Source organism: Pseudomonas sp. MN1F (genome assembly GCF_009391885.1).
Lineage (GTDB): Bacteria > Pseudomonadota > Gammaproteobacteria > Pseudomonadales > Pseudomonadaceae > Aquipseudomonas.
This window is the reverse complement of sequence record NZ_VZII01000014.1, coordinates 112,472-135,528: the sequence shown is the minus strand read 5'-3', so window position 1 is coordinate 135,528 and position 23,057 is coordinate 112,472. Positions and strand designations below refer to the sequence as shown.

21 protein-coding genes and 1 pseudogene are annotated in these 23,057 nt (G+C 63.3%); 13 read left to right on the top strand and 9 right to left on the bottom strand.

Annotated features, from left to right (window positions below):
• Positions 1-13 precede the first annotated feature (13 nt).
• Both metH and F6X59_RS09545 read left to right on the top strand, forming a co-directional pair.
• A complete protein-coding gene (gene metH, locus F6X59_RS09550) occupies positions 14-3,721 on the top strand; it encodes a methionine synthase (RefSeq protein WP_152956027.1) in 3,708 nt (1,235 codons plus the stop codon).
• Between the two features lie 109 nt (positions 3,722-3,830).
• Positions 3,831-4,049, top strand: coding sequence for a DUF2970 domain-containing protein (locus tag F6X59_RS09545; RefSeq protein WP_054885148.1), 219 nt, complete (start codon positions 3,831-3,833; stop codon positions 4,047-4,049).
• A gap of 278 nt (positions 4,050-4,327) precedes the next feature.
• Here F6X59_RS09545 and F6X59_RS09540 read toward each other — a convergent pair whose 3' ends face one another.
• Positions 4,328-5,404 (bottom strand): ABC transporter substrate-binding protein, encoded by a 1,077-nt coding sequence (locus F6X59_RS09540; RefSeq protein ID WP_152956026.1) that lies wholly within the window; start codon positions 5,402-5,404, stop codon positions 4,328-4,330.
• Positions 5,405-5,618: 214 nt separating this feature from the next.
• Here F6X59_RS09540 and F6X59_RS09535 point away from each other — a divergent pair, with 214 nt between their 5' ends.
• The 4 genes from F6X59_RS09535 (at position 5,619) to F6X59_RS09520 (ending at position 10,021) form a co-directional block, all read left to right on the top strand.
• Positions 5,619-7,271 carry a nitrite/sulfite reductase gene (locus tag F6X59_RS09535; protein WP_152956025.1) on the top strand — a complete coding sequence of 551 codons (1,653 nt, stop codon included), beginning with the start codon at positions 5,619-5,621 and terminating at the stop codon, positions 7,269-7,271.
• Positions 7,255-7,749, top strand: coding sequence for a DUF934 domain-containing protein (locus F6X59_RS09530; RefSeq protein ID WP_152956024.1), 495 nt, complete (start codon positions 7,255-7,257; stop codon positions 7,747-7,749). The genes F6X59_RS09535 and F6X59_RS09530 overlap by 17 nt, the downstream gene beginning before the upstream one ends.
• Positions 7,750-7,984: 235 nt before the next feature.
• Positions 7,985-8,788, top strand: coding sequence for a 2,5-didehydrogluconate reductase DkgB (gene dkgB / locus F6X59_RS09525; RefSeq protein ID WP_152956023.1), 804 nt, complete (start codon positions 7,985-7,987; stop codon positions 8,786-8,788).
• A 63-nt stretch (positions 8,789-8,851) separates the two neighbouring features.
• Positions 8,852-10,021 (top strand): MFS transporter, encoded by a 1,170-nt coding sequence (locus F6X59_RS09520; protein WP_152956022.1) that lies wholly within the window; start codon positions 8,852-8,854, stop codon positions 10,019-10,021.
• Between the two features lie 283 nt (positions 10,022-10,304).
• Here the strand turns inward: F6X59_RS09520 and F6X59_RS09515 are convergent, their stop codons facing one another.
• Complete coding sequence (locus tag F6X59_RS09515) at positions 10,305-10,592, bottom strand: DUF3303 domain-containing protein (protein WP_152956021.1); 288 nt, start codon at positions 10,590-10,592, stop codon at positions 10,305-10,307.
• A 281-nt stretch (positions 10,593-10,873) separates the two neighbouring features.
• Between F6X59_RS09515 and F6X59_RS09510 the strand changes: the two genes are divergently transcribed.
• From F6X59_RS09510 to F6X59_RS09500, 3 genes are all read left to right on the top strand, one after another.
• Entirely contained in the window at positions 10,874-12,106 is a 1,233-nt protein-coding gene (locus F6X59_RS09510) for an MFS transporter (RefSeq protein WP_152956020.1), read from the top strand.
• Between the two features lie 34 nt (positions 12,107-12,140).
• Positions 12,141-12,914, top strand: coding sequence for a helix-turn-helix transcriptional regulator (locus F6X59_RS09505; protein ID WP_152956019.1), 774 nt, complete (start codon positions 12,141-12,143; stop codon positions 12,912-12,914).
• Positions 12,915-13,227: 313 nt separating this feature from the next.
• Positions 13,228-13,413 carry a hypothetical protein gene (locus F6X59_RS09500; protein WP_152956018.1) on the top strand — a complete coding sequence of 62 codons (186 nt, stop codon included), beginning with the start codon at positions 13,228-13,230 and terminating at the stop codon, positions 13,411-13,413.
• A gap of 48 nt (positions 13,414-13,461) precedes the next feature.
• Here F6X59_RS09500 and F6X59_RS09495 read toward each other — a convergent pair whose 3' ends face one another.
• Positions 13,462-13,851, bottom strand: a complete 390-nt coding sequence (locus tag F6X59_RS09495) for an NUDIX domain-containing protein (protein WP_178120063.1) — start codon at positions 13,849-13,851, stop codon at positions 13,462-13,464.
• Positions 13,852-13,959: 108 nt separating this feature from the next.
• Positions 13,960-14,490 (bottom strand): annotated as a pseudogene (locus F6X59_RS09490) (MFS transporter); the annotation flags it as partial.
• Positions 14,491-14,594: 104 nt separating this feature from the next.
• On the opposite strand from F6X59_RS09490, the gene F6X59_RS09485 reads away from it, so the two are divergent.
• Both F6X59_RS09485 and F6X59_RS09480 read left to right on the top strand, forming a co-directional pair.
• Positions 14,595-15,812: an amidohydrolase family protein gene (locus F6X59_RS09485; protein ID WP_152956017.1), complete on the top strand. Its 1,218-nt coding sequence runs from the start codon at positions 14,595-14,597 to the stop codon at positions 15,810-15,812.
• Between the two features lie 179 nt (positions 15,813-15,991).
• Entirely contained in the window at positions 15,992-16,447 is a 456-nt protein-coding gene (locus tag F6X59_RS09480; RefSeq protein ID WP_152956016.1) for a transposase, read from the top strand.
• 87 nt (positions 16,448-16,534) lie between these two features.
• Here the strand turns inward: F6X59_RS09480 and F6X59_RS09475 are convergent, their stop codons facing one another.
• The gene (locus F6X59_RS09475) at positions 16,535-17,413 is read right to left on the bottom strand and encodes a LysR substrate-binding domain-containing protein (RefSeq protein WP_152956015.1); all 879 of its coding nucleotides are present in this window, start codon (positions 17,411-17,413) and stop codon (positions 16,535-16,537) included.
• A gap of 144 nt (positions 17,414-17,557) precedes the next feature.
• On the opposite strand from F6X59_RS09475, the gene F6X59_RS09470 reads away from it, so the two are divergent.
• Both F6X59_RS09470 and F6X59_RS09465 read left to right on the top strand, forming a co-directional pair.
• A complete protein-coding gene (locus F6X59_RS09470) occupies positions 17,558-17,737 on the top strand; it encodes a hypothetical protein (RefSeq protein WP_152956014.1) in 180 nt (59 codons plus the stop codon).
• Positions 17,738-17,869: 132 nt separating this feature from the next.
• On the top strand, positions 17,870-18,124 hold the full coding sequence (locus tag F6X59_RS09465) for a hypothetical protein (RefSeq protein ID WP_152956013.1): 255 nt from the start codon (positions 17,870-17,872) through the stop codon (positions 18,122-18,124).
• A 52-nt stretch (positions 18,125-18,176) separates the two neighbouring features.
• Here the strand turns inward: F6X59_RS09465 and F6X59_RS09460 are convergent, their stop codons facing one another.
• From F6X59_RS09460 to F6X59_RS09445, 4 genes are all read right to left on the bottom strand, one after another.
• A complete protein-coding gene (locus tag F6X59_RS09460) occupies positions 18,177-18,686 on the bottom strand; it encodes a hypothetical protein (RefSeq protein WP_152956012.1) in 510 nt (169 codons plus the stop codon).
• Between the two features lie 235 nt (positions 18,687-18,921).
• Positions 18,922-21,180, bottom strand: a complete 2,259-nt coding sequence (locus F6X59_RS09455) for a GMC oxidoreductase (RefSeq protein WP_152956011.1) — start codon at positions 21,178-21,180, stop codon at positions 18,922-18,924.
• A complete protein-coding gene (locus F6X59_RS09450; protein ID WP_152956010.1) occupies positions 21,177-21,668 on the bottom strand; it encodes a sorbitol dehydrogenase in 492 nt (163 codons plus the stop codon). Before F6X59_RS09450 ends, F6X59_RS09455 begins: the two co-directional genes overlap by 4 nt.
• A 4-nt stretch (positions 21,669-21,672) precedes the next feature.
• Positions 21,673-23,013 carry a cytochrome C gene (locus tag F6X59_RS09445; protein ID WP_152956009.1) on the bottom strand — a complete coding sequence of 447 codons (1,341 nt, stop codon included), beginning with the start codon at positions 23,011-23,013 and terminating at the stop codon, positions 21,673-21,675.
• Positions 23,014-23,057: the final 44 nt, after the last annotated feature.

Here is a 23,057-nt window from a genome sequence, read left to right as displayed (position 1 = left end):
CCAGGTAGTTCCTATGTCCGACCGCAGCGCTCGTCTCCAAGCACTCCAGCACGCACTCAAAGAGCGCATCCTGATCCTCGACGGCGGCATGGGTACTATGATCCAAAGCTATCGCCTCGAGGAACACGACTATCGTGGCACGCGCTTCGCCGATTGGCCAAGCGACGTGAAAGGCAACAACGACCTGCTGCTGCTCAGCCGCCCGGACGTGATCGCCGCAATCGAGAAAGCCTACCTGGATGCCGGCGCCGATATCCTCGAAACCAACACCTTCAACGCCACGCAAATTTCCCAGGCCGACTACGGCATGGAATCGCTGGTGTACGAGCTGAACGTCGAGGGTGCGCGCATCGCCCGCCAGGTGGCCGATGCCAAGACCCTGGAAACCCCGGACAAGCCGCGCTTCGTCGCCGGTGTGCTCGGCCCGACCAGCCGCACCTGCTCGATCTCCCCGGACGTCAACGACCCCGGCTACCGCAACGTCACCTTCGACGAACTGGTAGCGAACTATATCGAGGCCACCCGTGGCCTGATCGAGGGCGGCGCCGACCTGATCCTGATCGAGACCATCTTCGACACCCTCAACGCCAAGGCGGCGATCTTCGCCGTGCAGCAGGTGTTCGAGGACGACAACGTCGAGCTGCCGATCATGATCTCCGGCACCATCACCGACGCCTCTGGCCGCACCCTGTCGGGCCAGACCACCGAAGCGTTCTGGAACTCGGTGCGCCACGCCAAGCCGATTTCCGTGGGCCTGAACTGCGCCCTCGGCGCCAAGGACCTGCGCCCGTACCTGGAAGAGCTGGCGACCAAGGCCGACACCCACGTGTCCGCCCACCCCAACGCCGGCCTGCCGAACGCGTTTGGTGAATACGACGAAACCCCGGCCGAGATGGCGCTGGTGGTCGAAGAGTTCGCCGCCAGCGGCTTCCTCAACATCATCGGCGGTTGCTGCGGCACTACCCCTGGCCACATCCAGGCCATCGCCGAGGCCGTGGCCAAGTACAAACCGCGCGAAATCCCGGAAATCGCCAAGGCCTGCCGCCTGTCGGGCCTGGAGCCGTTCACCATCGACCGCCAGTCGCTGTTCGTCAACGTCGGCGAGCGCACCAACATCACCGGCTCGGCCAAGTTCGCCCGGCTGATCCGTGAAGAGAACTACACCGAAGCCCTGGAAGTCGCCCTGCAGCAGGTCGAGGCCGGCGCCCAGGTGATCGACATCAACATGGACGAAGGGATGCTCGACTCCCAGGCCGCCATGGTCCGCTTCCTCAACCTGATCGCCGGTGAGCCGGACATCTCCCGCGTGCCGATCATGATCGACTCGTCCAAGTGGGAAGTGATCGAAGCAGGCCTGAAGTGCATCCAGGGCAAGGGCATCGTCAACTCGATCTCCATGAAGGAAGGCGTCGAGCAGTTCAAGCACCACGCCCGCCTGTGCAAGCGCTATGGCGCCGCCGTGGTGGTGATGGCCTTCGACGAGGTCGGCCAGGCCGACACCGCCGCGCGCAAGAAAGAAATCTGCCAGCGCAGCTACGACATCCTGGTCAACGAAGTGGGCTTCCCGCCGGAAGACATCATCTTCGACCCGAACATCTTCGCTGTCGCCACCGGCATCGAAGAGCACAACAACTACGCCGTCGACTTCATCGAGGCCTGCGCCTACATCCGTGATCACCTGCCCCACGCGCTGAGCTCGGGCGGCGTATCCAACGTGTCGTTCTCGTTCCGCGGCAACAACCCGGTGCGTGAAGCGATCCACTCGGTATTCCTCTACCACGCGATCCAGAACGGCCTGACCATGGGTATCGTCAACGCCGGCCAGCTGGAGATCTATGACGAGATCCCGGCCGCACTGCGCGAGAAGGTCGAGGACGTGGTGCTCAACCGCACCCCGCACGGCACCGACGCCCTGCTGGCGATTGCCGACGACTACAAGGGCGGCGGCGCCACCAAGGAAGTGGAAAACGAAGAATGGCGTTCGCTGCCCGTTGAAAAACGCCTGGAGCACGCACTGGTCAAGGGCATCACCGCCTTCATCGTCGAAGACACCGAAGAGTGCCGCCAACAGTGCGCGCGCCCGATCGAGGTCATCGAAGGCCCGCTGATGAACGGCATGAACGTGGTCGGCGACCTGTTCGGCGCCGGCAAGATGTTCCTGCCCCAGGTGGTCAAGTCGGCCCGCGTGATGAAGCAGGCCGTGGCGCACCTGATCCCGTTCATCGAAGCCGAGAAAGGCGACAAGCCGCAAGCCAAGGGCAAGATCCTCATGGCCACCGTCAAAGGCGACGTGCATGACATCGGCAAGAATATTGTCGGCGTGGTGCTGGGCTGCAACGGCTACGACATCGTCGACCTCGGCGTGATGGTGCCTGCCGAGAAGATTTTGCAGACCGCCCGCGAACAGAAGTGCGACATCATCGGCCTGTCCGGCCTGATTACCCCGTCGCTGGACGAGATGGTCCACGTCGCCCGCGAAATGCAGCGCCAGGACTTCCACCTGCCGCTGATGATCGGCGGCGCCACCACCTCCAAGGCACACACCGCGGTCAAGATCGAACCCAAGTACAGCAACGACGCCGTGGTCTACGTCACCGACGCCTCGCGTGCGGTGGGGGTGGCTACCCAGCTGCTGTCCAAGGAGCTCAAGCCCGGCTTCGTCGAGAAAACCCGCCAGGACTACGTGGAAGTGCGCGAGCGCACCGCCAACCGCAGCGCCCGCACCGAGCGCCTGAGCTACGCCCAGGCCATCGCCACCAAGCCACAGTACGACTGGGCCGGCTACCAGCCAGCGGTGCCTTCCTTCACCGGCGTCAAGGTGCTGGAAGACATCGACCTGCGCACCCTGGCCGAGTACATCGACTGGACCCCGTTCTTCATCTCCTGGGACCTGGCCGGCAAGTTCCCGCGCATCCTCACCGACGAAGTGGTCGGCGAAGCCGCCACCGCGCTGTACAAGGATGCCCGCGAGATGCTCGACAAGCTGATCGACGAGAAGCTGATCAGCGCCCGCGCGGTGTTCGGTTTCTGGCCGGCCAACCAGGTTGCCGATGACGACATCGAAGTCTACGGCGAAGACGGCCAGGCCCTGGCCACCCTGCATCACCTGCGCCAGCAGACCATCAAGCCCGATGGCAAGCCGAACCTGTCCCTGGCCGACTTCGTCGCGCCCAAGGCCAGCGGCGTCACCGACTACGTCGGCGGCTTCATCACCACCGCCGGCATCGGTGCCGAGGAGGTGGCCAAGGCGTACCAGGACAAGGGCGACGACTACAGCTCGATCATGGTCAAGGCCCTGGCCGACCGCCTGGCCGAGGCCTGTGCCGAGTGGCTGCACGAGCAGGTGCGCAAAGAGCACTGGGGCTATGCCCGCGACGAGCACCTGAACAACGAGGCGCTGATCAAGGAGCAGTACAGCGGTATCCGCCCTGCCCCGGGCTACCCGGCCTGCCCGGACCACACCGAGAAGGAAACCCTGTTCCGCCTGCTCGATGGCACCGCGATTGGCGAGACCGGGCCGAGCGGTGTGTTCCTTACCGAGCACTTCGCGATGTTCCCGGCGGCGGCGGTCAGCGGCTGGTACTTCGCTCACCCGCAGGCGCAGTACTTCGCCGTGGGCAAGGTCGACAAGGACCAGATCGAGCGCTACAGCGCGCGCAAGGGCCAGGACATCAGCGTGAGCGAGCGCTGGTTGGCGCCTAACCTCGGGTACGACAGCTAAGACCGCGTCGGCCTCTTCGCGGCGGTTCGGCGCGAAGAGGCCGGCACAGGCAACCTCCCGCCCATTGCCTACACTGTCCCTGATAGCCTCTGATTCTTCAGGAGCCACCATGGACGATTCCAGCCAAGGCAAGCCCCCGACCTTCTGGCAGATGCTGCACAGCATCCTCGCCGCCGCCTTCGGCGTGCAGAGCGGCAAGAACCGCGCCCGCGATTTCACCCACGGCAAGGCCAGCCACTTCATCGTGCTGGGTACACTGTTTACCCTGGTGTTCATTGCCGTGCTGATCGGCCTGGTGCAACTGGCGCTGCACCTCACAGCCCGCTGAACGCGCTGCAAACCAACAAAAACGCCTGCGGGATTCCCTCCCACAGGCGTTCTGGCTGCATCACGGTCTTGAGTTCAAGTCACTGGTGGCTGACCCAATATACGGCAGTGACCACCACCAGGACGATCAGGCAGAGGATCGCCCAGGCATCGACACTGCTGTCAGCTTTGCGGACCTTGGTAGAGTTTCCCATTGCATTGCCTCTTGTAGTGGTTATGGGAATGCACTTCACCACCAGCAGTTAAGACGAGCAATGCCCTTCGCTCAAGCAAGGTCTTTCAATAGTCGACGGGTGACGTCAGAAACGGGTATTGGTAGCTCGGCGGGCGCCCTTCGGCGCTGTAATGCTGGAAATCGACCCCGTAGTCGTCCCGTTCCAGCAGCTTCAGCCATCGCCGCGCCCTGGCCTGGTCAATTGACTGCAGCACCGGCAGCATGTGCTCACGCTTGCCGTCGCGATTCACCTCCAACCCGTGGGCATCGTCGTGCAGCAGCACCATGGCCCAGCCACCGAGCGTGGTGTGCCCGCCCATCAGCACGCCCAGGCGCCCATCGATACGGGCGCGCAAGGCTTCCGGCGAACTGTTGATGGCACCGAATACCACATCGCGCCCTGGCTTGCGCCCGGCCTCCTCGAACGCCTGCATGGCGCCGAGGGCCATCTGGTCGTTGGCAGCCCACACCAGCCGGGCCTTCGGGTAGCGCTGCAGCAACTGTTGCGCCTGCTCGTAGGCGCGTTCGCGGTTCCAGCCGCCATACACCACCTGGCGCAGGCGCACCTGGGGGAAGTCGGCCAACGCCTGGCGCATGCCCTCCTCGCGCAACTGCGAAGCCGGGGTGGTCTTGACCCCGGCAAAGGCCACCAGGTCGATCGGCTCATTGTCACGCGGCAGCAAGGCGACCATTTCATGCAGCATGCGAAAGCCCGCCTGCTGGTCGTTGGAGGTCAAGCTGCCGAGCACCTGCCCGTACTTGTCGGGCTGGGCCTGGATGCTCCTGGCCTGGCTGGCGGTGAGGCCGTTGTTGACCAGGAACAGCTTGACCCCGGTGCCCCGGGACAGGCGGATGATCTCTGGCGCCACGTACTGTTCATTGACCAGCACCAGGTAGTCTGGCCGCTGCGGGCCCTTGAGCACCGCCCGGGCCTGGCTCATCGCCAGCGTGGCATCGCGCTCGCTGTACTCCACCCGCAGGGTCATGCCCAGCTTGTCGGCGGCAGCCTGCATGAAACGCGAGTAGCTGGTCCAGAACGTCTCGTTCGAATGGCCAGGGTTGAGAAAGACCACCGAAGCGGCCTGAGCGGAAGCTGCCAGCGGCAGGCTCAGGCACAAGCTTTGGCAAAGCGCCTTGAGCATGCGGATACACCCCTTGAAACAAACCAACGAGTATAAACCCGTCGCACCTTGGGGTAACAAATGCCAGTCAGTCTCACTTAGTTCGTTTGGTTCTTTTCATATGCAAAAACATCACTTTAGCGCATAAACCCAACCTGCTATCGTTCCCCGGCTCCGAACCGGAGTGCGCGGCCGTGCGCGCGAATAGCTGCATGCAGCCTGAGACAGGACTTTTATGTACGTATACGACGAGTACGATCAGCGGATCATCGAGGACCGCGTCAAGCAGTTCCGTGATCAGACCCGCCGCTACCTGGCCGGTGAGCTGAGCGAAGAAGAATTCCGCCCTCTGCGCCTGCAGAACGGCCTCTATATCCAACGTTTCGCGCCGATGCTGCGTGTCGCCGTGCCGTACGGCCAGCTGAACGCCACCCAGGTTCGCACCCTGGCCAAGATCGCCCGCGACTACGACAAGGGCTACGCCCACATTTCCACCCGCCAGAACGTGCAGTTCAACTGGCCGGCGCTGGAAGACATCCCGGATATCCTCGCCGAGCTGGCCACCGTGCAGATGCACGCGATCCAGACCAGCGGCAACTGCCTGCGCAACACCACCACCGACCAGTTCGCCGGTGTTGCCGCGGATGAAATTGTCGACCCGCGCCCATGGTGCGAAATCGTCCGCCAGTGGACCACTTTCCACCCGGAATTCGCCTACCTGCCGCGCAAGTTCAAGATTGCCATCAACGGCTCGAAGGAAGACCGCGCCGCCATCGAAGTGCACGACATCGGCCTGGAGCCGGTGCGCAATGCCGCTGGCGAGCTGGGCTTCCGCGTGCTGGTCGGTGGTGGCCTGGGCCGTACCCCGGTGATCGGCTCGTTCATCAACGAGTTCCTGCCATGGCAGGACCTGATCAGCTACCTCGACGCCATCCTGCGCGTGTACAACCGTTACGGTCGCCGTGACAACAAGTACAAGGCGCGGATCAAGATCCTGGTCAAGGCACTGACCCCGGAAGTGTTCGCCGAGAAGGTCGAGGCCGAAATGGCCCACCTGCGTGGCGGCAGCACCACCCTGACCGAAGCCGAAGTCCAGCGCGTCTCGCGCCACTTCGTCGACCCGGACTACCTGGCCCTCGACAACGTCGACTACAGCGCCCAGGACGCCGAATTCCCAGGCTTCGCCCGTTGGCGCTCGCGCAACACTCGCGCCCACAAGCGCCCTGGCTACGTGGCCGTGACCCTGTCGCTCAAGCCGACCGGCGTTGCCCCTGGCGACCTGACCGACAAGCAGCTGGACGCCGTGGCAGACCTCGCCGAGCGCTACAGCTTCGGCTTCCTGCGTACCTCCCACGAGCAGAACATCATCCTCGCCGACGTCGAGCAGCGCCAGCTGCACGCGCTGTGGATGGAGCTGCGCGAGAGCGGCTTCGCCACGCCGAACATCGGCCTGCTGACCGACATCATCTGCTGCCCCGGCGGTGACTACTGCTCGCTGGCCAACGCCAAGTCGATCCCGATCGCCGAATCCATTCAGCGCCGTTTCGACGACCTGGACTACCTGTTCGACATTGGCGAGATCGACCTGAACATCTCTGGCTGCATGAACGCCTGCGGCCACCACCACGTCGGCCACATCGGCATCCTCGGGGTGGACAAGAAGGGCGAGGAGTTCTACCAGGTATCGCTGGGCGGCAACGCCGCGCGCGACGCAAGCCTGGGCAAGATCCTCGGCCCGTCGTTCGCCCAGGGTGACATGGCTGATGTGATCGAGAAGCTGATCGCCGTGTACGTCGAACAACGTACCGAGGAAGAGCGTTTCATCGACACCTACCAGCGTATCGGCATCGACCCTTTCAAGGAACGCGTCTATGCAGCGAATCATTAAGAACAACCAGATCGTCGACGAAACCTGGCACCTGCTGCCCAAGGACACCTCGTTCGACGAGCTGACCAACTGCGACGACTACATCGTCCCGCTGCAGATGTGGCGCGACCATGCCCACGTGCTCAAGGCCCGCGACGGCGGCCTGGGCGTGTGGCTGGACAGCGACCAGGAAGTGGAAGAGATCGGCGATGACGTGCAGCACTTCCAGGTCATCGCCCTGAATTTCCCGGCCTTCACCGACGGGCGCAGCTACTCCAATGCGCGTCTGCTGCGTGACCGCTACGGTTACAAGGGCGAACTGCGCGCCATCGGCGACGTGCTGCGCGACCAGCTGTTCTTCATGGCCCGCTGTGGCTTCGACGCGTTCGCCATCCGTGCCGACAAGGACCCGGAAGACGCGCTGCAGAGCCTGAAGGACTTCTCGGTGACCTACCAGGGCGCCACCGACGAGCCGCTGCCGCTGTTCCGTCGCCGCTGATCGTCATTCGCAATGCCCCACGGCCCGCCTTTTGGCGGGCCGTTTCGTTTGGGCAATTGCCCTTGCCAGAATCATAAGCGCACAGCCGATTCGTGACTCCAGGTCAAATGACATTGGCTCCGCCCTGTCTTAATCAATCCCAGGTAAACCCGCACACTGCCCCCCATTCGAGATCGACCGCACTCGAGCAACTAGGCTCAGTCCGGTCCACCTTTCACTCATAAGGAGCAGATCCATGAGCATTCCATCCTTCGGCCTCGGTACTTTCCGCCTTACCGGCCAAGCCGTCATCGATTCGGTCAAGTCGGCCCTGGAACTGGGCTACCGCGTCATCGACACCGCGCAGATCTACCAGAACGAAGCCGACGTCGGCCAGGCCATCGCCGAAAGCGGCGTGCCGCGTAGCGAGCTGTTCATCACCACCAAGATCTGGGTTGAAAACTACGCCGCCGACAAGCTGGTCCCCAGCCTGCGCGACAGCCTGAAGAAACTGCGCACCGACTACGTCGACCTGCTGCTGATCCACTGGCCGGCCCCAGGCAACGGCGTCGAACTGGCCGAATACATGCAAGCCCTGGCCGAAGCCAGGAAGCTGGGTCTGACCCGTCAGATCGGCGTGTCCAACTTCAACATCGAGCTGACCAGGCAAGCCATCGCCGTGGTGGGCAAAGGCGAAATCGCCACCAACCAGATCGAGCTCAGCCCGTACCTGCAGAACACCAAGCTGACCGCGTTCCTCAAGGAGCAAGGCATCACCGTCACCTCCTACATGACCCTGGCCTACGGCAAGGTGCTGAAAGACCCGGTGCTGGCCGAGATCGCCAACAAGCACAAGGCCACCGTCGCCCAGGTTGCCCTGGCCTGGGCCCTGCAGCTGGGTTACGCGGTGATCCCGTCCTCGACCAAGCGCGAGAACCTGGCCAGCAACCTGCTCGCCCGCGACCTGCGCCTGGACGACGAGGACATGGCCCGTATCGCCAAGCTCGAACGCAATGGCCGCGAAGTCAGCCCTGAAGGCCTGGCGCCGATCTGGGATTGATGCCATGTCCATCGCCGATTACCGACCGCCGCACTTCCATCCAACCGCGCAGGAGCCAGCCCAATGAAAGCCGGACGCGTCCTCTTCGCCCTGGCCATCGGTGCCTTTGGCATCGGCACCACCGAATTCACCCCGATGGGCCTGCTGCCGGTGATTGCCCAAGGCGTTGACGTGAGCATCCCCAGCGCTGGCATGCTGATTACCGCCTACGCCATCGGCGTGATGGTCGGCGCGCCGATCATGACCTTGCTGTTCAGCCGCTTCGGCAAACGCGCGGCGCTGATGGCGCTGATGGCGATCTTCACCCTGGGCAACCTGCTTTCGGCGCTGTCACCGGACTACTACACCCTGCTCGCCTCGCGCCTGGTCACCAGCCTCAACCATGGCGCCTTCTTCGGCCTTGGCGCCGTGGTGGCCGCCAGCGTCGTGCCCAAGGACAAACAGGCCAGCGCCGTGGCAACCATGTTCATGGGCCTGACCATCGCCAACATCGGCGGTGTGCCGGCGGCCACCTGGGTTGGCCAGCAGGTCGGCTGGCGCATGGCCTTCGCCGGCACGGCGGTGCTCGGCCTGCTGGCCATGGCGGCCCTGTGGTACGCCCTGCCCAAGGGTGAGCGTGGTAGCGTGCCGCATGTGCGCAGGGAACTGGCGGTGATCGCCCGTCCCAGCGTGCTGCTGGCGATGGCCACCACGGTGCTGGGGGCTGGCGCCATGTTCACCTTGTATACCTACGTGGCGCCGGTGCTGGCGCAACTGACCGGCGCCTCGGACAGCTTCGTCACCCTTGGCCTGGTGCTGATCGGCATTGGCTTCACGTTGGGCAACAGCCTCGGTGGCCGCCTGGCCGACTGGTCGCTGGATGGCTCGGCGCGCATCTTCCTCGGCGTGCTGGCGCTGATCATGCTGTTGATGCCGCTGGTGCTGGGCAGCCATATCGGTGCCGCCATCGCCTTGCTGGTGTGGGGCATGTTCACCTTCGCCGTGGTGCCGCCGCTGCAGATGCGGGTGATGACCGCCGCCATCGAAGCGCCCGGGCTGGCGTCGTCGATCAACGTCGGTGCGTTCAACCTGGGTAACGCGGTTGGCGCAGCGCTGGGCGGCGCAGTGATCAGCCTGGACCTCGGTTATGCCGCAGTGCCGATGGCGGGTGGCGTACTGGCAGCTGCCGGGTTGCTGCTGGTATGGCTCGGTGGGCGCAACAAGGCTACCGAGCAGAAGCTGAAGGCAGCTTAACAACCCGCTCTCACAGGTGAATCACCGCTATTGAGCCCCGTGAAACACCTGTGGGAGCCGGCTTTCCGGCGATGAGGCAGGCCGAAGCAACATCAGAATCTGAGCCCCACATTGATCATCCCCGCAGCCCTACTCCCGGATGATCACCCACCGGTGGATGGACGCGATCTGATCGCCAGCCGTTATCGGCTACGTTACGGCAACGGTGGCGATACCCAGCGCCACGCTGTTGAAGTGGATGGCCAGAGCAGGCACGACACCCCAGCCATCCTGACTACGCCACTCAGTGCGTCATCTTGTTCACTGCGGCCACCAGTATCGGGGCCAGCTCTGCATCGGTCATCGCCGGGCTGACCTGCATGTGCGCCAGGTCGCTCCAGTCCATCGTCCAATGCAAGACAGGTTGCAGGTCATTGCTTTCGACCACGGCAAAACCCTGCAGCTCGCCGACTGCATGCCAACGGCCATGGACCTTCAGCTCGGCGGGTGGCAGGCCGCCAGTCTTGGCGAAGCGGGCCATGACGGCGTTGCGGTTTTCCGGGGCAATGCTCCACTGAATGATGAAAAGCATGTGGCACCTCCCAGTTGCTCGGCACCTGTGCCAGACACCCGCCCCGGGGGCGCCGGGGCCTGGGGCGAGTGAATGCGCCATAGTTAGGCATAGCAGGATGAACAGCCGCTTGCCCGCCTGGCTGTCGGAATCTCTACCGCTTGGTGATCGACAACGCCACCCTGACGACTGAATGTCCGAATCGCGACAGTGAGTGCCTGTTCGACGTGAGACAGGCATTGCCCGGCTGGATAACCTCCGTCGGGCAATGCCTTGCCCTCACTCGAAAAAGAGCCTCGCCCATGACGACTCCTGCCGCCACCTTGGCCCCGACCGCCACCGCCGATCAACCCCAGGGCTTTCTGGTCCGCATCGTCGGTGCCGCCGCCTTCGCCCACCTGCTCAACGACCTGATCCAGGCCGTGCTGCCGTCGATCTACCCGATGCTCAAGCGCGACTTCTCGCTGAGCTTCGCCCAGATCGGCTGGATCGCCCTGATCTACCAGGTGACCGCTTCGTTGCTGCAACCCTGGGTCGGCATGTACACCGACAAGCGCCCCATGCCCTACCTGCTGCCCACCGGCATGCTGTTCACCCTGGTCGGCATCGCCCTGCTGGCTTTGGCCAATAGTTACGAAATGCTGTTGTTCGCCGCCGCGGTGGTGGGCATCGGTTCAGCGACCTTCCACCCGGAAGCCTCGCGGGTGGCGCGCATGGCCTCCGGCGGGCGCTTCGGCACTGCGCAATCGACCTTCCAGGTCGGCGGCAACACAGGTTCCGCGATCGGCCCACTGCTGACTGCCGCCATCGTCATCCCCCACGGCCAGTCGGCCATTGCCTGGTTCATGCTGGCAGCCGCCCTGGCCATCTTGGTGTTGCTGCGCGTCACCGGCTGGACCATCCGCCACGGCCAGATCCAGCTCAAAGGCCTGGCCGGGCAGCAGGCACCGGGGCTGTCGAAAGGCGCGATGTGGCGCGCGGTCGGGGTGATCTCGGTGCTGATGTTCGCCAAGTTCGTCTACATCGCGTCGTTCACCAACTACTTCACTTTCTACCTGATCGAGCACTTCGGCCTGAGCGTGCAGCAAAGCCAGCTGTACCTGTTCGTGTTCCTCGCCGCCGTGGCCCTGGGCACCTTTGCCGGCGGGCCAGTGGGTGACCGCATCGGGCGCAAGGCGGTGATCTGGATCTCGTTCCTCGGCGTGGCCCCGTTCGCCCTCGCCCTGCCCTACGCCAACCTGGCCTGGACTGCGGTACTGGCGGTGGCCATCGGCCTGGTGATGTCGTCGGCCTTTGCCGCGCTGGTGGTCTACGCCCAGGAGGCGGTGCCTGGCCGCGTCGGCATGGTCTCGGGGGTGATGTTCGGCCTGATGTTCGGCATCAGCGGCATCGGTGCCGCGGGCCTTGGCGAACTGGCCGACCTGCATGGCATCGAGTGGGTGTACCAGGTGATCTCGTTCCTGCCGCTGCTGGGCCTGGCCACCGCGCTGCTGCCGGCAACCCGCTCGAAAGCACGGCCTACCCGCTGCTGCTAAGATGGCCGCGCCTGTTGGACTGGACGAGAGCATCATGGTCAAACCCCAGCACGAACTGCTGATGGAGGTCGATGAATGGCCCTGGGAGGTAGCCAGCCGGGCAACCGACTACCCGCCAGACTGGTACATCGCCGCTCACTCGCATGCCAAGCACCAACTGATCTACGCCATCAAGGGCCTGATGCTGGTCGAGTCCCAGGCCGAACGCTGGACCGTGCCAACCAGCCGCGGCATCTGGATGCCCTGCGGCCAGGTGCACGCCATCCGCTGCGTGGGTGACGTGAAGATGCGCAGCGTGTTCGTGCACCCCGCTGCAGCGCTCGACCTGCCGCTGGCAAGCAAGGCCATCAGCATCTCACCGCTGCTCAGCGAGCTGATCAAGGCGTCGGTCGACTTCGCCGGGCCGTTTGTCGAGGACTCACGCGAAGCGCGGATCATGCGCCTGATCCTCGACGAGATCTGCGTGCTGCCAACCCTGCCGCTGAAACTGCTGCAGCCCAGCGACAAACGCCTGCGGGCCATCTGCTCGGCCCTGCACGAGCGGCCGCAGGACAGTTCGACCCTGGCCGACTGGGGGGCACACCTGGGCGTCGACGAGAAGACCATCCAGCGTCTGTTCCGCAAGGAAACCGGCATGACCTTCGGCCAGTGGCGCCAGCAGGCGCGGCTGATGCAAGCGCTGGAGCGCATCGCCCAAGGCCAGCGCATCATCGATGTGGCGGGCACGCTGGGCTATGACAGCCCCAGCGCCTTTGCCAGCATGTTCAAGCGCCAGTTCGGTATCACGCCCAGTCAATTCTTCAAGTGAGCGGAGCACCGCCGGCGTCGCAATTGCTACATAACGTTGCGGCCAGGGCGAAAACGCCTTGGCTGCGCCGCTAAACCCCGTAGCCTAGCCAGTTTGCCGAAAAGCTCAGCAAATACGGGCATTTGGCGGGCTTTTCATGAACATGAATTGAAACAACCCGCAGGTGGTTTTGTAGGACGCTTCCTCCGGGTAATGTAGGCAAAATCGCTGTATCGCCATTTTCCTGTATGAAACCCCAGTTCCCGCAAGAATTTGTCACTGATACGGTCCATTTTTCCTACAACGGCACGGATGCCAATGCCACGAGAGAAACATGGATCAATACAATAAATCCGGCCTGGCCTTGCAGAAGAATTTGCTCAACCTGCGTCGGCAGCGGGATCGCTTGAAGGCCGAAGGCAAGCATCAGGAAGCTGAACGACTGGGGCGGGAAATTTCGCGAATAGAGGCAGTAGTGGCTGCATTGCCTGCAGCGGCCAAACCGCCGACGCTGCAGTAGAAAAGCAAACGCCCCGTCAGCGCGGGGCGTTCTTGCAAGTGCGTAAGCTCACGCGCAGCGCTTGAGCAGGGTCTTGATCGGGCGCCTTACCCGGCGCTTGCCTACCGCCTTTGGCTTGATCCAGCGGCAGGCCTCGATTTCGTTGCAAGGGCGCGGCTTGCACGCGCTCTTGCGGGCTTCGAACAGGTAGTGGATGACCTTGTCCTCCCTGAACTCGGCGATGTAGCGCAACTCGTCGAAGGCCAGGCCGGTCTCTTCGACCATCTCGCGATGCGCCGCTTCCAGCGGCGTTTCATCGCGCTCCACCGTGCCGCCTGGCAGGTTCCATTTGGCGTTGCGCTTGCGTACGAACAGCACCTCGCCATCCTTGCGGTAGATCACCGTGGCGCGGAGCTTGATGCCCTTGCGTCTGGCCGTAGCCGTGTCCATTGCCTTCATGCGCGCGCGATCCCATTCGGTTGACCGGACTGGAGCCGTGCAAGGCTCCTGTCCCGACTGTAGGAGGGTAATGTGTCGATTGAGTGACCATGACCGGCGCGTGATAGTTCAGACAGCTGCCTTGCTGCGCATCGCCCGGCGCCCCGCCCCCAGGCAGGTCACGGCGAAGGCAACCACCAGCGCCGCAGTGCCCAGCAAGAAGATCAGCGGCTGGTTGGAGCCCTCAACCAGCAGGGCGATCAGCGCCGGGGTCACCGCCGCCGCGCCCATCAAGGTAATGCTGACCAGCGGCGTGAGCTTGCCGGTCGGGTCGTTGGTGGTGATCAGCGCCATGTAATACGACAGCGACAGCACCCAGCCGAAATTGATCAGCAACAACGCGACAAACAGCTGTATCGGCGTGCGGGTGTGGCCGGTGAGCATGGCAATGGAGATGAACACCGCCACCAGCCCCACGGCGATCATCAGCTGACGGTTGACCCGCGCCCCCAGCAGGCTAGGCAGCCCTGCCCCGGGCAGACCGCCGATGGCCGACAGCCCGAACGCCCAGCCGATATCGACACCGTCGATGCCCTGGTCACGCGCCAGCTGGTCGATAAAACCCCACACGCAATAGATGGCGATCTGCACGAACAACATCATCAAGAAATGCACTGTGGTCGATCCTGATAATTAATTTGTGGGGGGCCGGGATCATCCCTACCGTATGACGCTACTCAAGCCTCGGAAAAACGGCCCCCATCATGAACGACCGTGAGTTCATCAATGCCATCGACGCCGATGGCCACCCCCTGAACATCGCCGTGCGCGACGGGCGCATCAGCCACATCGGCCCGCAGCGCGCCAGCACCGCCGCCGTTGATTCCATCGACCTCGAAGGCCTGCTGGTACTACCCGGCTTCGTTGACGGCCACATCCACCTGGACAAGAGCTTCGTCGGCGACCGCTGGCGACCGCACCAGCCGGTCGCCAGCCTGCGCGAGCGCCTGGCCGTGGAAAAACGCGAACTCGCCAGCGCCCCGCCAATCGTCGAGCGCGCCGACGCGCTGATCCGCCAGGCCGCCTCGTTCGGCACCCTGGCCATGCGCTGCCATGTCGACGTTGACGCCACCACCGGGCTGACCAACCTGCGTGCCATCCTCGAAGCCCGCGACAAGTGGAAAGACCTGATCGACATTGAGCTGGTGGCGTTCCCGCAAGCCGGTGTAGTGACCTGCCCCGGCACTGCCGAAGTGATGGAAGCCGCCGTGCGTGAAGGCGTGCAGGTAGTCGGCGGCATCGACCCGACCACCCTGGACGGCGACGCCGAAGCCCAGCTGGATATCGTGTTCGGCATTGCCGACCGGCATGGCGTGAAGGTCGATATCCACCTGCACGAACCGGGCGACACTTGCATCGCCCAGCTCGCGCGCATCGCCGCCCGTACCCAGGCACTGGGCATGCAAGGCCTGGTGGCGGTCAGCCACGCCTATGGCCTGGGCGATGTCAGTGATGCCGTGGTTGACCGCACTGCCGAAGTGCTGGCCCGTGCCGGCGTTTCGATCATGACCAATGCCCCAGGCGAGCACGCCCTCCCGCCTGTACTGCGCCTGCGTGCCGGTGGCGTGCGGGTGTTCACTGGCAACGACAATATCCAGGACGCCTGGTGGCCCTACGGCAACGGCGACATGCTGCAGCGGGCGATGCTGGTCAGTTACCGCTCCGGGTTCAATACCGACGAGGAACTGCGGGTAGCGCTGGAGATGGCGACCGTGGCCAGTGCCGGGGTGATGGGCAAGCAGGATTACGGGTTGAAGGTGGGCAATGAAGCCAGCTTTATTCTGTTCAAGGCGCCGAATGCTGCGGCGGCGGTGGCGGCGGCCATCCATGAACGGGTGATCGTGCGCCATGGCGCATTCTGGGGCGGGCCTGCGCAGTTGCAGTTGAAGGCTGCGCAATTTGCTGTAGAACTGAGTCGCTAGTGAGACCCATAGGGTGGACTGCGCTGGCCCTCAGGGCTGTGCATTTCCTGTAGGAGCCGCGCTTGCCGGCGATGGGCTGCAAAGCAGCCCCCATACAGATACACCAGGTACCAATTGTTACCCCTGCGATAAACTCACGGCCGCTAACCTGATGGGTAAATTATCAGGAGGCAGGGAACATGGATCGTCCCCATTCAGATCGATTGAGGCTTGGCCGGTTTTCGGAAACCAGCCGGCTGTATCTCCTGACCAGCACGACGCTGGGCAGGGCACCTCAATTCACAGACTTTCACTCGGCACGTTTGCTGGTGGCGCAGTTCCGCCTGGCTCAGGAAGAGTGTGTCGCCAAATCTCTGGCCTGGGTGGTGATGCCCGACCATTTTCACTGGCTGGTCGAGCTCGGGCCAATGAGCTTGAGGCAACTGATGCGACGTGTGAAATCGCGAAGCACAATGATGGTCAATCGGCACAAAGGACGAAGCGGTCAGCTGTGGCAGAAGGGTTTTCATGACCGGGCATTACGCCGTGAAGAAGACATTCGGGCAGTCGCGCGATACATCATCATGAACCCGAAGCGGGCAGGCCTGGTCGAGAGAGTTGGCGACTATCCACATTGGGATGCAATCTGGCTCTGATTATTTTGACTAGGTCATCCACACCTGTGGGAGCCGCGCTTATCGTGGCGACGAAGCGCGTCGATGGGCCGCTCTGCGGCCCCCCGCTTACTCAGCCTCTGCCCGCAATATGCCAATCAGAATCTCGGCCAGCTCCTTGACCATCGGATCCGCCGTAGGCCGATGGAAGATCGCTGCCTCAAACACTCGAATCGGCTTGAACCCCTCCTCCGCCCCCAGCACCCGATGCCCAGCCGCCACCACCCGCGACGGCAACAGGCTGACCCCCAATCCATTGGCAACCGCTGCCTGGATACCCGCCAGGCTCGAACTGGTAAACCCGATGCGCCAACTGCGGCCCATGGCCTCGACCGCGCCGATCATGTCATCACGGTACAGGCCGCGCGGTGGAAAGGTCACCAGCGGGATCGGCTCCTGGGCGAAGCTCGGATACTGCGCGCTGTCGATCCACTCGATACGCTCCGGCTGGCAGGCATTGGCCTCGCGGCTGTGGCGGCGCTGCTTGACCAGCACCAGGTCCAACTCACCGCGGTCGTAGGTGCTCATCAGGTCACGGCTCAGGCCACCGGTGATCTCCAGCTTGACCGTCGGGTTGAGCCGGTTGAAGGCCGCCAGCGCCTGCATCGTCTTGCCCGCGACAAAATCGTCCGGCAGGCCGATGCGCACCGTGACCGAGACCCCGCCCGACATCGCCTCGCTCAGCTGGTTGCTCACCGAAAGCAGATGCCGTGCGTAGCGCAGCAGGGTTTCCCCGGCGTCGGTCGGGTGCACCTCGCGGTTGCTGCGGTCGAGCAGTTGGTGGCCGACCATTTCCTCCAGCCGACGCACCTTCTGGCTGACCGTGGACTGGGTGGAGTGCAGGCGCGCGGCGGCGGTGGTGAAGCTGCCGCAGTCGGCCACCATGACCACGGCGCGAAGCATGTCCAGGTCGTAGATGGCGCGGTTGGATTTGGTGCTGTCAGTCATTGGCAGGGGGTCGGTTTTCGAGTGGGGCTAGGAGCATGATGCCTGAAGCTGAGTCGCGGGGAAGTGCTTATTGCTGTCCGTTGTCACGGGGCAAGCCCAGTGAAGTAGACTTGGGCCTTTCTTTGCCCCTCCCCGGAAGACCTGATGAACAAACTGATCCTACCTGTGGCCATCTTCGTGTGCGTGATCATCGCGGGGAAACTGGCCGAGCATTTTGGCCTTGAGGGCAGCTGGAAAGTCGGTTTGCTCTGTGTCGTGGCAGCCTGCGTGCAGATCGCGGTCAACCGTATCCAGCGCTCGCAGCGGCAGAAAGCTCAAGGTTGAACAGCCGCCTGCTTCGCAAACGGTTGCCTGACAGCACTGACACGGCGCGCCATTGAATCGTCTCGATGAGTCATATTGATGCCTTCACACCTCAGGCTAATACTAAGGTCAATGTCTGGGGAGGCACGGGTCATGCAAACAAGATTTGTTATCGTTCCAGCTGTACCCATCGAAAAAGAATCCTTTCAATCAGGGTCCCGCTTCTACGCCGCTACGGTTTCGGGTGGTTTCGACATTTATGACAATCAAGAAAAACTGCGCTTGAAGCCGAGCTACTCGACTCGCTCGCTTGCAGAAGCGGCGCGCGTGAAGCTGAACGACGAATGCCGAAATCCAGACGAACTTTTCCCCTTCTTGCGGGTGGAATGCCCGGTCATGGAATCGTGAAAGCCATCAGCCCGCTTCGGCGGGCGTTCGATTGCACCATGGGCAAGCGCGCTTACTGGATCCTCTTGAGCTTTTCGAGCATGGCGGCGCTGCCCTTGAGGTAGCCGGTGACCTCGCCATCTTCCCTTTTGAACTTGATGCCCATCACTTTGTTATCCAGCTTGATCAGCTCGACCGATGCCCGGATGACTTCATGCGGATGAGTGACCGCTGCGGGCGCCTTGCCTTTTTGAATGGATACTTCGCTGACTGTCTGCTCGAAGACATTGCGTTCAACGTCGTACGACCAGGACGACTGCTGCACGATCTTCTGCATTGAGTTTTTTTCGCTGAGGATCAGAAAGTCGGTGGCTGAACCGTCTGCCTTGAGCAGCAGCAACGCCAGCGCCTGAGAGGTGCCGTCATCGGCGTTGGAGTACCAGACACCGTACAAGTCACTTTTCAGGTATTTGGGCGTTGTGATTGCCGTTTCGCTGGGTGCTTTGGCTGTGCCCGTTGTGGAGCAGGCACTGAGCAGCAGCGGGGCCAGCAGTGCGATTGTTACGGTAAGGTACTTTCTCATTTCATTCCTGGTGGCTTTTCAGCATCCGAAAAACGGTTTGCTCGGGAGTGTCAGGAAACCAGATTTTTCGCTGCCTTGCAGCTTGCTCGCTTGTCGGCAGCAGCGGCTGCCTTGGCGTTTGCAAGTGTTGCGGTAGCCGGCGCATGGCTGCGAACCGCTGAATCACCAGGGCTGAGAGAGCAACCCCACAATACTCCGGCATTGCCGGAGCACCATGGGGTTGGCATGACAGCGCCTACAGCGCGCCGAAACGCACCTCCACCGACAGGCTGCCCAGGTTATCGCTCAGGCCAGCCCCATATCGTCCCGCCAGGTCGTCATTGATGCACAGCTGCAACTCACCCTGCTGGCCACGCGGCAATTGCACCTGGCTACCCACCAGGAACGGCACGCCGTTGCTGCCGATACGCCCGATCAACGTCCCTTCGTTCTGCCCCGGCAAGGTGTAGCCGGGCTTGGCGATCAACGCGGGGTTGCCCTGCGCGCCAACCATGCCGGTGGCCGGGTTGGCCGTCCACTGCCCGCCCGTACACACTGCCAACTGCCAGCTCTGCCCATTGACCTGCATGCCCGTACCTTGCCATGCCTGGTTGGCTTGCACCTGCAGCGTGCGCTTGAGCAGGTCGCTGGCCACCACGTCGGCGGCCTGGAAGGTCAGCGCGGTGATGGTCAAGGTCGGGTTGGCGGTGCCGGTGGTGGGGAACACGCCGTCGCCAACCAGGAACAGATTGGGGTGGTCCCAGCTGCGCTGCTCCTTGTCCACCAACGACTTGGTGCGGTCCGAGCCCATGCGGTAAGTGCCCATCAGGTGGCCAGCGCCGAAGAACGCGTAGTGCTGGCCGTCGTACTCGAACACCGTTTGTGAGCCGGGTTCGAGCTTAGGGTTCAGGTTGGTCAGCTCGGTGGCGCCCATCAGCTCGGTGATGATATGCGTGGCGGCCAGGCGCGCCTGCTTGAAGCCCTCCTTGGTGTAGTCGGACAGTTCGTAGGTGATCTGAGGCCGAGGCAGGCCCAAGCCGTCGGTGAACGCCGTGGTCCTCTCCACCCGGCACAGCGCATTGTCGGGGTCTTTCTCCACCTGCTCGATCAGGAAGCCCAGACGGAACTGGCGGGTCAGCACGCTGTTGAGCTGCTGCACCAGCGCCTGGCCGGACAACGCCAGCTTGTCGGGGTTGGCGCCGCCGTTGTTGGTGCCGTCGATGAAATCGCAGACCGAGGCGTAGGGGTCGTTCACCGACCAGTTCCAGCCCTCGTTGCCGATCTCGATTCGCCAGGCAGCACGCTGGCTACGGAACGGGCCATCGCGCATGTCCTCGATCCCCGAGGTGGACAACGGCCCGCGGAACGGGAACAGCGGCTTGCCTTCGGGCATCAGGCCCCAGGCCAGGTACACCGGGTGGTCGGCCAACGCCTGGCCGACCTGGCCGCTGCTGTTGGCGACCCCTTCAGGGCTGTTCGGGCCGATGGAGTTGAGCAGCAGCTTCGGCGTTTCGATGGCGTGGGCGGCGATCACGTAGCGCTTGCCCTGGGCCGTGCCGTTCTGACGCGTGCCATCGTTCTGGTACTGGATGAAATCAATACCCGTGACCCCATTGGCATCGACCTGAACCTGGCTGGCCACGGTCTGGTAGAGGATGCGCACGTTGCCGGTATCCAGTGCCTTGGCCATGGTCACGGTGGCGTCGTATTTGGCCTGGATCGGGCAGATCGGCGTGCAGCTGGTATTGCCCGCGCACACTCGGCGGCCGTTGTCGTTCTGCGAGTTGCGCCCGGCCGGGGTCTGCCGGACATTGAGGGTGACGCCTGGGTACGGCTTGCCGTCGGGCGCCTTCTCCGCGCTCTGGTACACCGTGCCCGTAACGTTCTTGCCCAGGCCCTGGTCGACCAGCGACGGCGGGATGCCGTGCATGCTGTACTCATAGCCCTGCGGGAAGGTCACGCCCAGGTAGGTCTGCGAGGCGACATCGGCGGACACGCCCATCTCCTCCTCGGCGCGACAGTAGGCGGTCTGCAGGTCGTCGTAGCTGATCGGCCAATCGACCCCGACGTTGTACGCACTGCGCATGCGAAAGTCGTTGGGCAACAGGCGCAGGGCCGTGCCCATCCAGTGCCACATGGTGCCGCCGCCTACCCGCTCATAGGTGCTGGCGAACAGTTGCGGGCCCTTCTGTACCAGGTAGCTTTTCTGCACCTTGTTCGGGTCGCTGCTGCCGGCGGTGATCAAGTCCTGGATAGTTGCTCGCGGGGCGAACTGCGTGGCCGGGGTCTGCTCGGTCTGCTCCGGTGGGTATGGCGACTCGGGCGACTTGAGCACGGCGGTGTAGAAGCGCTCCAGGTACTCACTGCGGTTCGGCGGAATCGCCGGGCCCGACTCGAGCACCAGCACGTTCAAGCCGGCCAGGCCCAACTGGTAGGCCATGACGCTGCCGGCCATGCCGGCGCCCACGACGATCACATCGGCGGTTTCGATGTTCTGGGTGTGTAGAGTGCTCATGGCTGCTGCCCTTCCTTGGCGTCGACACCGGTGAATTGCTTGAGGGTCGGTGGCTGCTCGGCCCAGTAACCGAAGTGGTACTGGCTGTAGCCCATGGGGTGGGATTGGGCGATCTTCCACGCCCAGCTTTCCTTGTAGGCCTGGTCGGAGACCACATGGGTGTCGCCCGCGTGGGCATTGCCTTGGTCATAAGGCTGGTACCAGCTGCCGAGCAGCCACAGCTTCATGATCGAGCGAGCGCCCTGGGCGATCTGCGCGTCCGCGTTGCCGAGCACGGCGCTGGCAATCTGCGCTGGGGGTTGGCTCTTGAGACTGACGTACAGCTCCAGCAGGTTGCTGAACGCTGCGGTGCCCATGCCTTGCCGTGCGGTGGCGAAGAACACCGGCGGCAGGTTGATCGGGTCGATCGAAGGCGCCAGCAGGTCGGCTGACAGGCCAGTGAGCACGGCGGACAGGTCGATGAAGTTCTGCAGGTTCGGGTCGCTCATGGCATCACTCCTTGGCGCCAGTGGATTGGGCACGTTCAAGCAGGAAGGTGAAATCGGCGAAGCTGGTGCGCGGTGACTGGGTCACGCGGGTGGTCGCGTTGTTGTGACATTCCATGCAACTGGACGAAGCCTGCGGCGTCGTGCCCTGGTTATAGGTTTCCAGCGTGGCATTGGCCAGGAAGTTCGGCGCAGGCGTGCCGAGTGGGTTGGTTGGCGACGGTACCTGACAGTTATCGGCGGGGTCGGTTGGCCATTGGGTGCTGATCAACTGGTAGTTTGCCCATACGGTGCCCTTGAGCGCGCCCTGCCACTGCAGGTTGAGCTGGTGGGTTGCGGCAGTGAGCGGAATTTCCCGCACGATCTGCGAAGGCGTGGCCTTCTTCGACGGGTCCCACGGTCGCGCGGGTGGCTCGTTCACCGGGCGATCGCTGGCCTGGGCGTCGTAGAACAGGTAGGGGCCTTTGCGCTCGTTGAGCGGCGTGGTCTTTTCCGGCACGTTGCGCACGTGCTCGAAGCTCGACCACACCCACTGCGGCGCAGCATTGGTTTTGTGGACGATGTGCAGGCCGACCAGCCCGACCTTCTGCGCACTGCACGACTCGGGGATTAACGTGCCCTTGTTCGGGTCGGCGTTGCCCGGCGTGTAGACCAGCGCGTCGACGGAGTGGAAATCCGCCGGGTTGTCGCTGCCATCGAGCACTTTCCAGGCCGACTTGACCATGATGGCGCCGACCTGCTGGGCCTTTTGCGAACCGCAGGCGAAGGCGATGCGGTTGTCGGCCTTGCTCAGGAACGCTTGCTGGCCTTCCTTGCTGTACAGGCCATTGTTGACGATGTCATCGAACATCGGCTGGTTGACCATGATCGCGTTGCGCGTGTAGGTGCCGTGCTGGTCCACCAGCGGGCCGGTTTTGAACGGCTGGATGAATTCGTCGAGCACACCGGCGACCTTGCCCATCTGCTGCAGCACAGGCAGGTCACCCTTGCCTTGGCAGGCGGCGGGTAGCGGCGCCTTCTGATTCCAGGCGACCGGCTTCTGGCCCTGGGGCAGGAAAATCTCGTAGCTCTCCTTCCACGACTCCCAGACCGTCTGCCCCGGCGCGCCGATCTTCGCCGAGGTGTTGGCGCTGCCGTCGGCGTTGGCGGGCCAGTTCAGCGCGACGAATGTCTGCCACGACAGCACGTCGAAATCGTGCTGCAGGTTGTCCAGGGTGATGGGGGGATTGGCGGTGACGTCGAAGGGTATCGCAGGTGACAGCGCCGGCGGGCTGGCCGCATCGGCCATGGCTAGCGCGCTGGTGAAGCTTGCACCCATGTACGCCAAGCGTTTCAGGGTTATTTTCATTATCGTCTCCTCAGCAGATAAAGCGTCGGGACGACGAGGCGTAC

Excerpts from the sequence above, each read along its gene's own strand:
- F6X59_RS09540 (WP_152956026.1), bottom strand. The coding sequence starts at position 5,404 with ATGCTCAAGGCGCTTTGCCAAAGCTTGTGCCTGAGCCTGCCGCTGGCA.
- F6X59_RS09480 (WP_152956016.1), top strand. The coding sequence starts at position 15,992 with ATGGATCGTCCCCATTCAGATCGATTGAGGCTTGGCCGGTTTTCGGAA.
- F6X59_RS09460 (WP_152956012.1), bottom strand. The coding sequence starts at position 18,686 with ATGAGAAAGTACCTTACCGTAACAATCGCACTGCTGGCCCCGCTGCTG.
- F6X59_RS09485 (WP_152956017.1), top strand. The coding sequence starts at position 14,595 with ATGAACGACCGTGAGTTCATCAATGCCATCGACGCCGATGGCCACCCC.
- F6X59_RS09515 (WP_152956021.1), bottom strand. The coding sequence starts at position 10,592 with ATGCTTTTCATCATTCAGTGGAGCATTGCCCCGGAAAACCGCAACGCC.
- F6X59_RS09445 (WP_152956009.1), bottom strand. The coding sequence starts at position 23,013 with ATGAAAATAACCCTGAAACGCTTGGCGTACATGGGTGCAAGCTTCACC.
- metH (WP_152956027.1), top strand. The coding sequence starts at position 14 with ATGTCCGACCGCAGCGCTCGTCTCCAAGCACTCCAGCACGCACTCAAA.
- F6X59_RS09535 (WP_152956025.1), top strand. The coding sequence starts at position 5,619 with ATGTACGTATACGACGAGTACGATCAGCGGATCATCGAGGACCGCGTC.
- F6X59_RS09450 (WP_152956010.1), bottom strand. The coding sequence starts at position 21,668 with ATGAGCGACCCGAACCTGCAGAACTTCATCGACCTGTCCGCCGTGCTC.
- F6X59_RS09455 (WP_152956011.1), bottom strand. The coding sequence starts at position 21,180 with ATGAGCACTCTACACACCCAGAACATCGAAACCGCCGATGTGATCGTC.
- F6X59_RS09500 (WP_152956018.1), top strand. The coding sequence starts at position 13,228 with ATGGATCAATACAATAAATCCGGCCTGGCCTTGCAGAAGAATTTGCTC.
- dkgB (WP_152956023.1), top strand. The coding sequence starts at position 7,985 with ATGAGCATTCCATCCTTCGGCCTCGGTACTTTCCGCCTTACCGGCCAA.
- F6X59_RS09545 (WP_054885148.1), top strand. The coding sequence starts at position 3,831 with ATGGACGATTCCAGCCAAGGCAAGCCCCCGACCTTCTGGCAGATGCTG.
- F6X59_RS09520 (WP_152956022.1), top strand. The coding sequence starts at position 8,852 with ATGAAAGCCGGACGCGTCCTCTTCGCCCTGGCCATCGGTGCCTTTGGC.
- F6X59_RS09510 (WP_152956020.1), top strand. The coding sequence starts at position 10,874 with ATGACGACTCCTGCCGCCACCTTGGCCCCGACCGCCACCGCCGATCAA.
- F6X59_RS09505 (WP_152956019.1), top strand. The coding sequence starts at position 12,141 with ATGGTCAAACCCCAGCACGAACTGCTGATGGAGGTCGATGAATGGCCC.
- F6X59_RS09530 (WP_152956024.1), top strand. The coding sequence starts at position 7,255 with ATGCAGCGAATCATTAAGAACAACCAGATCGTCGACGAAACCTGGCAC.
- F6X59_RS09495 (WP_178120063.1), bottom strand. The coding sequence starts at position 13,851 with ATGAAGGCAATGGACACGGCTACGGCCAGACGCAAGGGCATCAAGCTC.
- F6X59_RS09475 (WP_152956015.1), bottom strand. The coding sequence starts at position 17,413 with ATGACTGACAGCACCAAATCCAACCGCGCCATCTACGACCTGGACATG.
- F6X59_RS09470 (WP_152956014.1), top strand. The coding sequence starts at position 17,558 with ATGAACAAACTGATCCTACCTGTGGCCATCTTCGTGTGCGTGATCATC.
- F6X59_RS09465 (WP_152956013.1), top strand. The coding sequence starts at position 17,870 with ATGCAAACAAGATTTGTTATCGTTCCAGCTGTACCCATCGAAAAAGAA.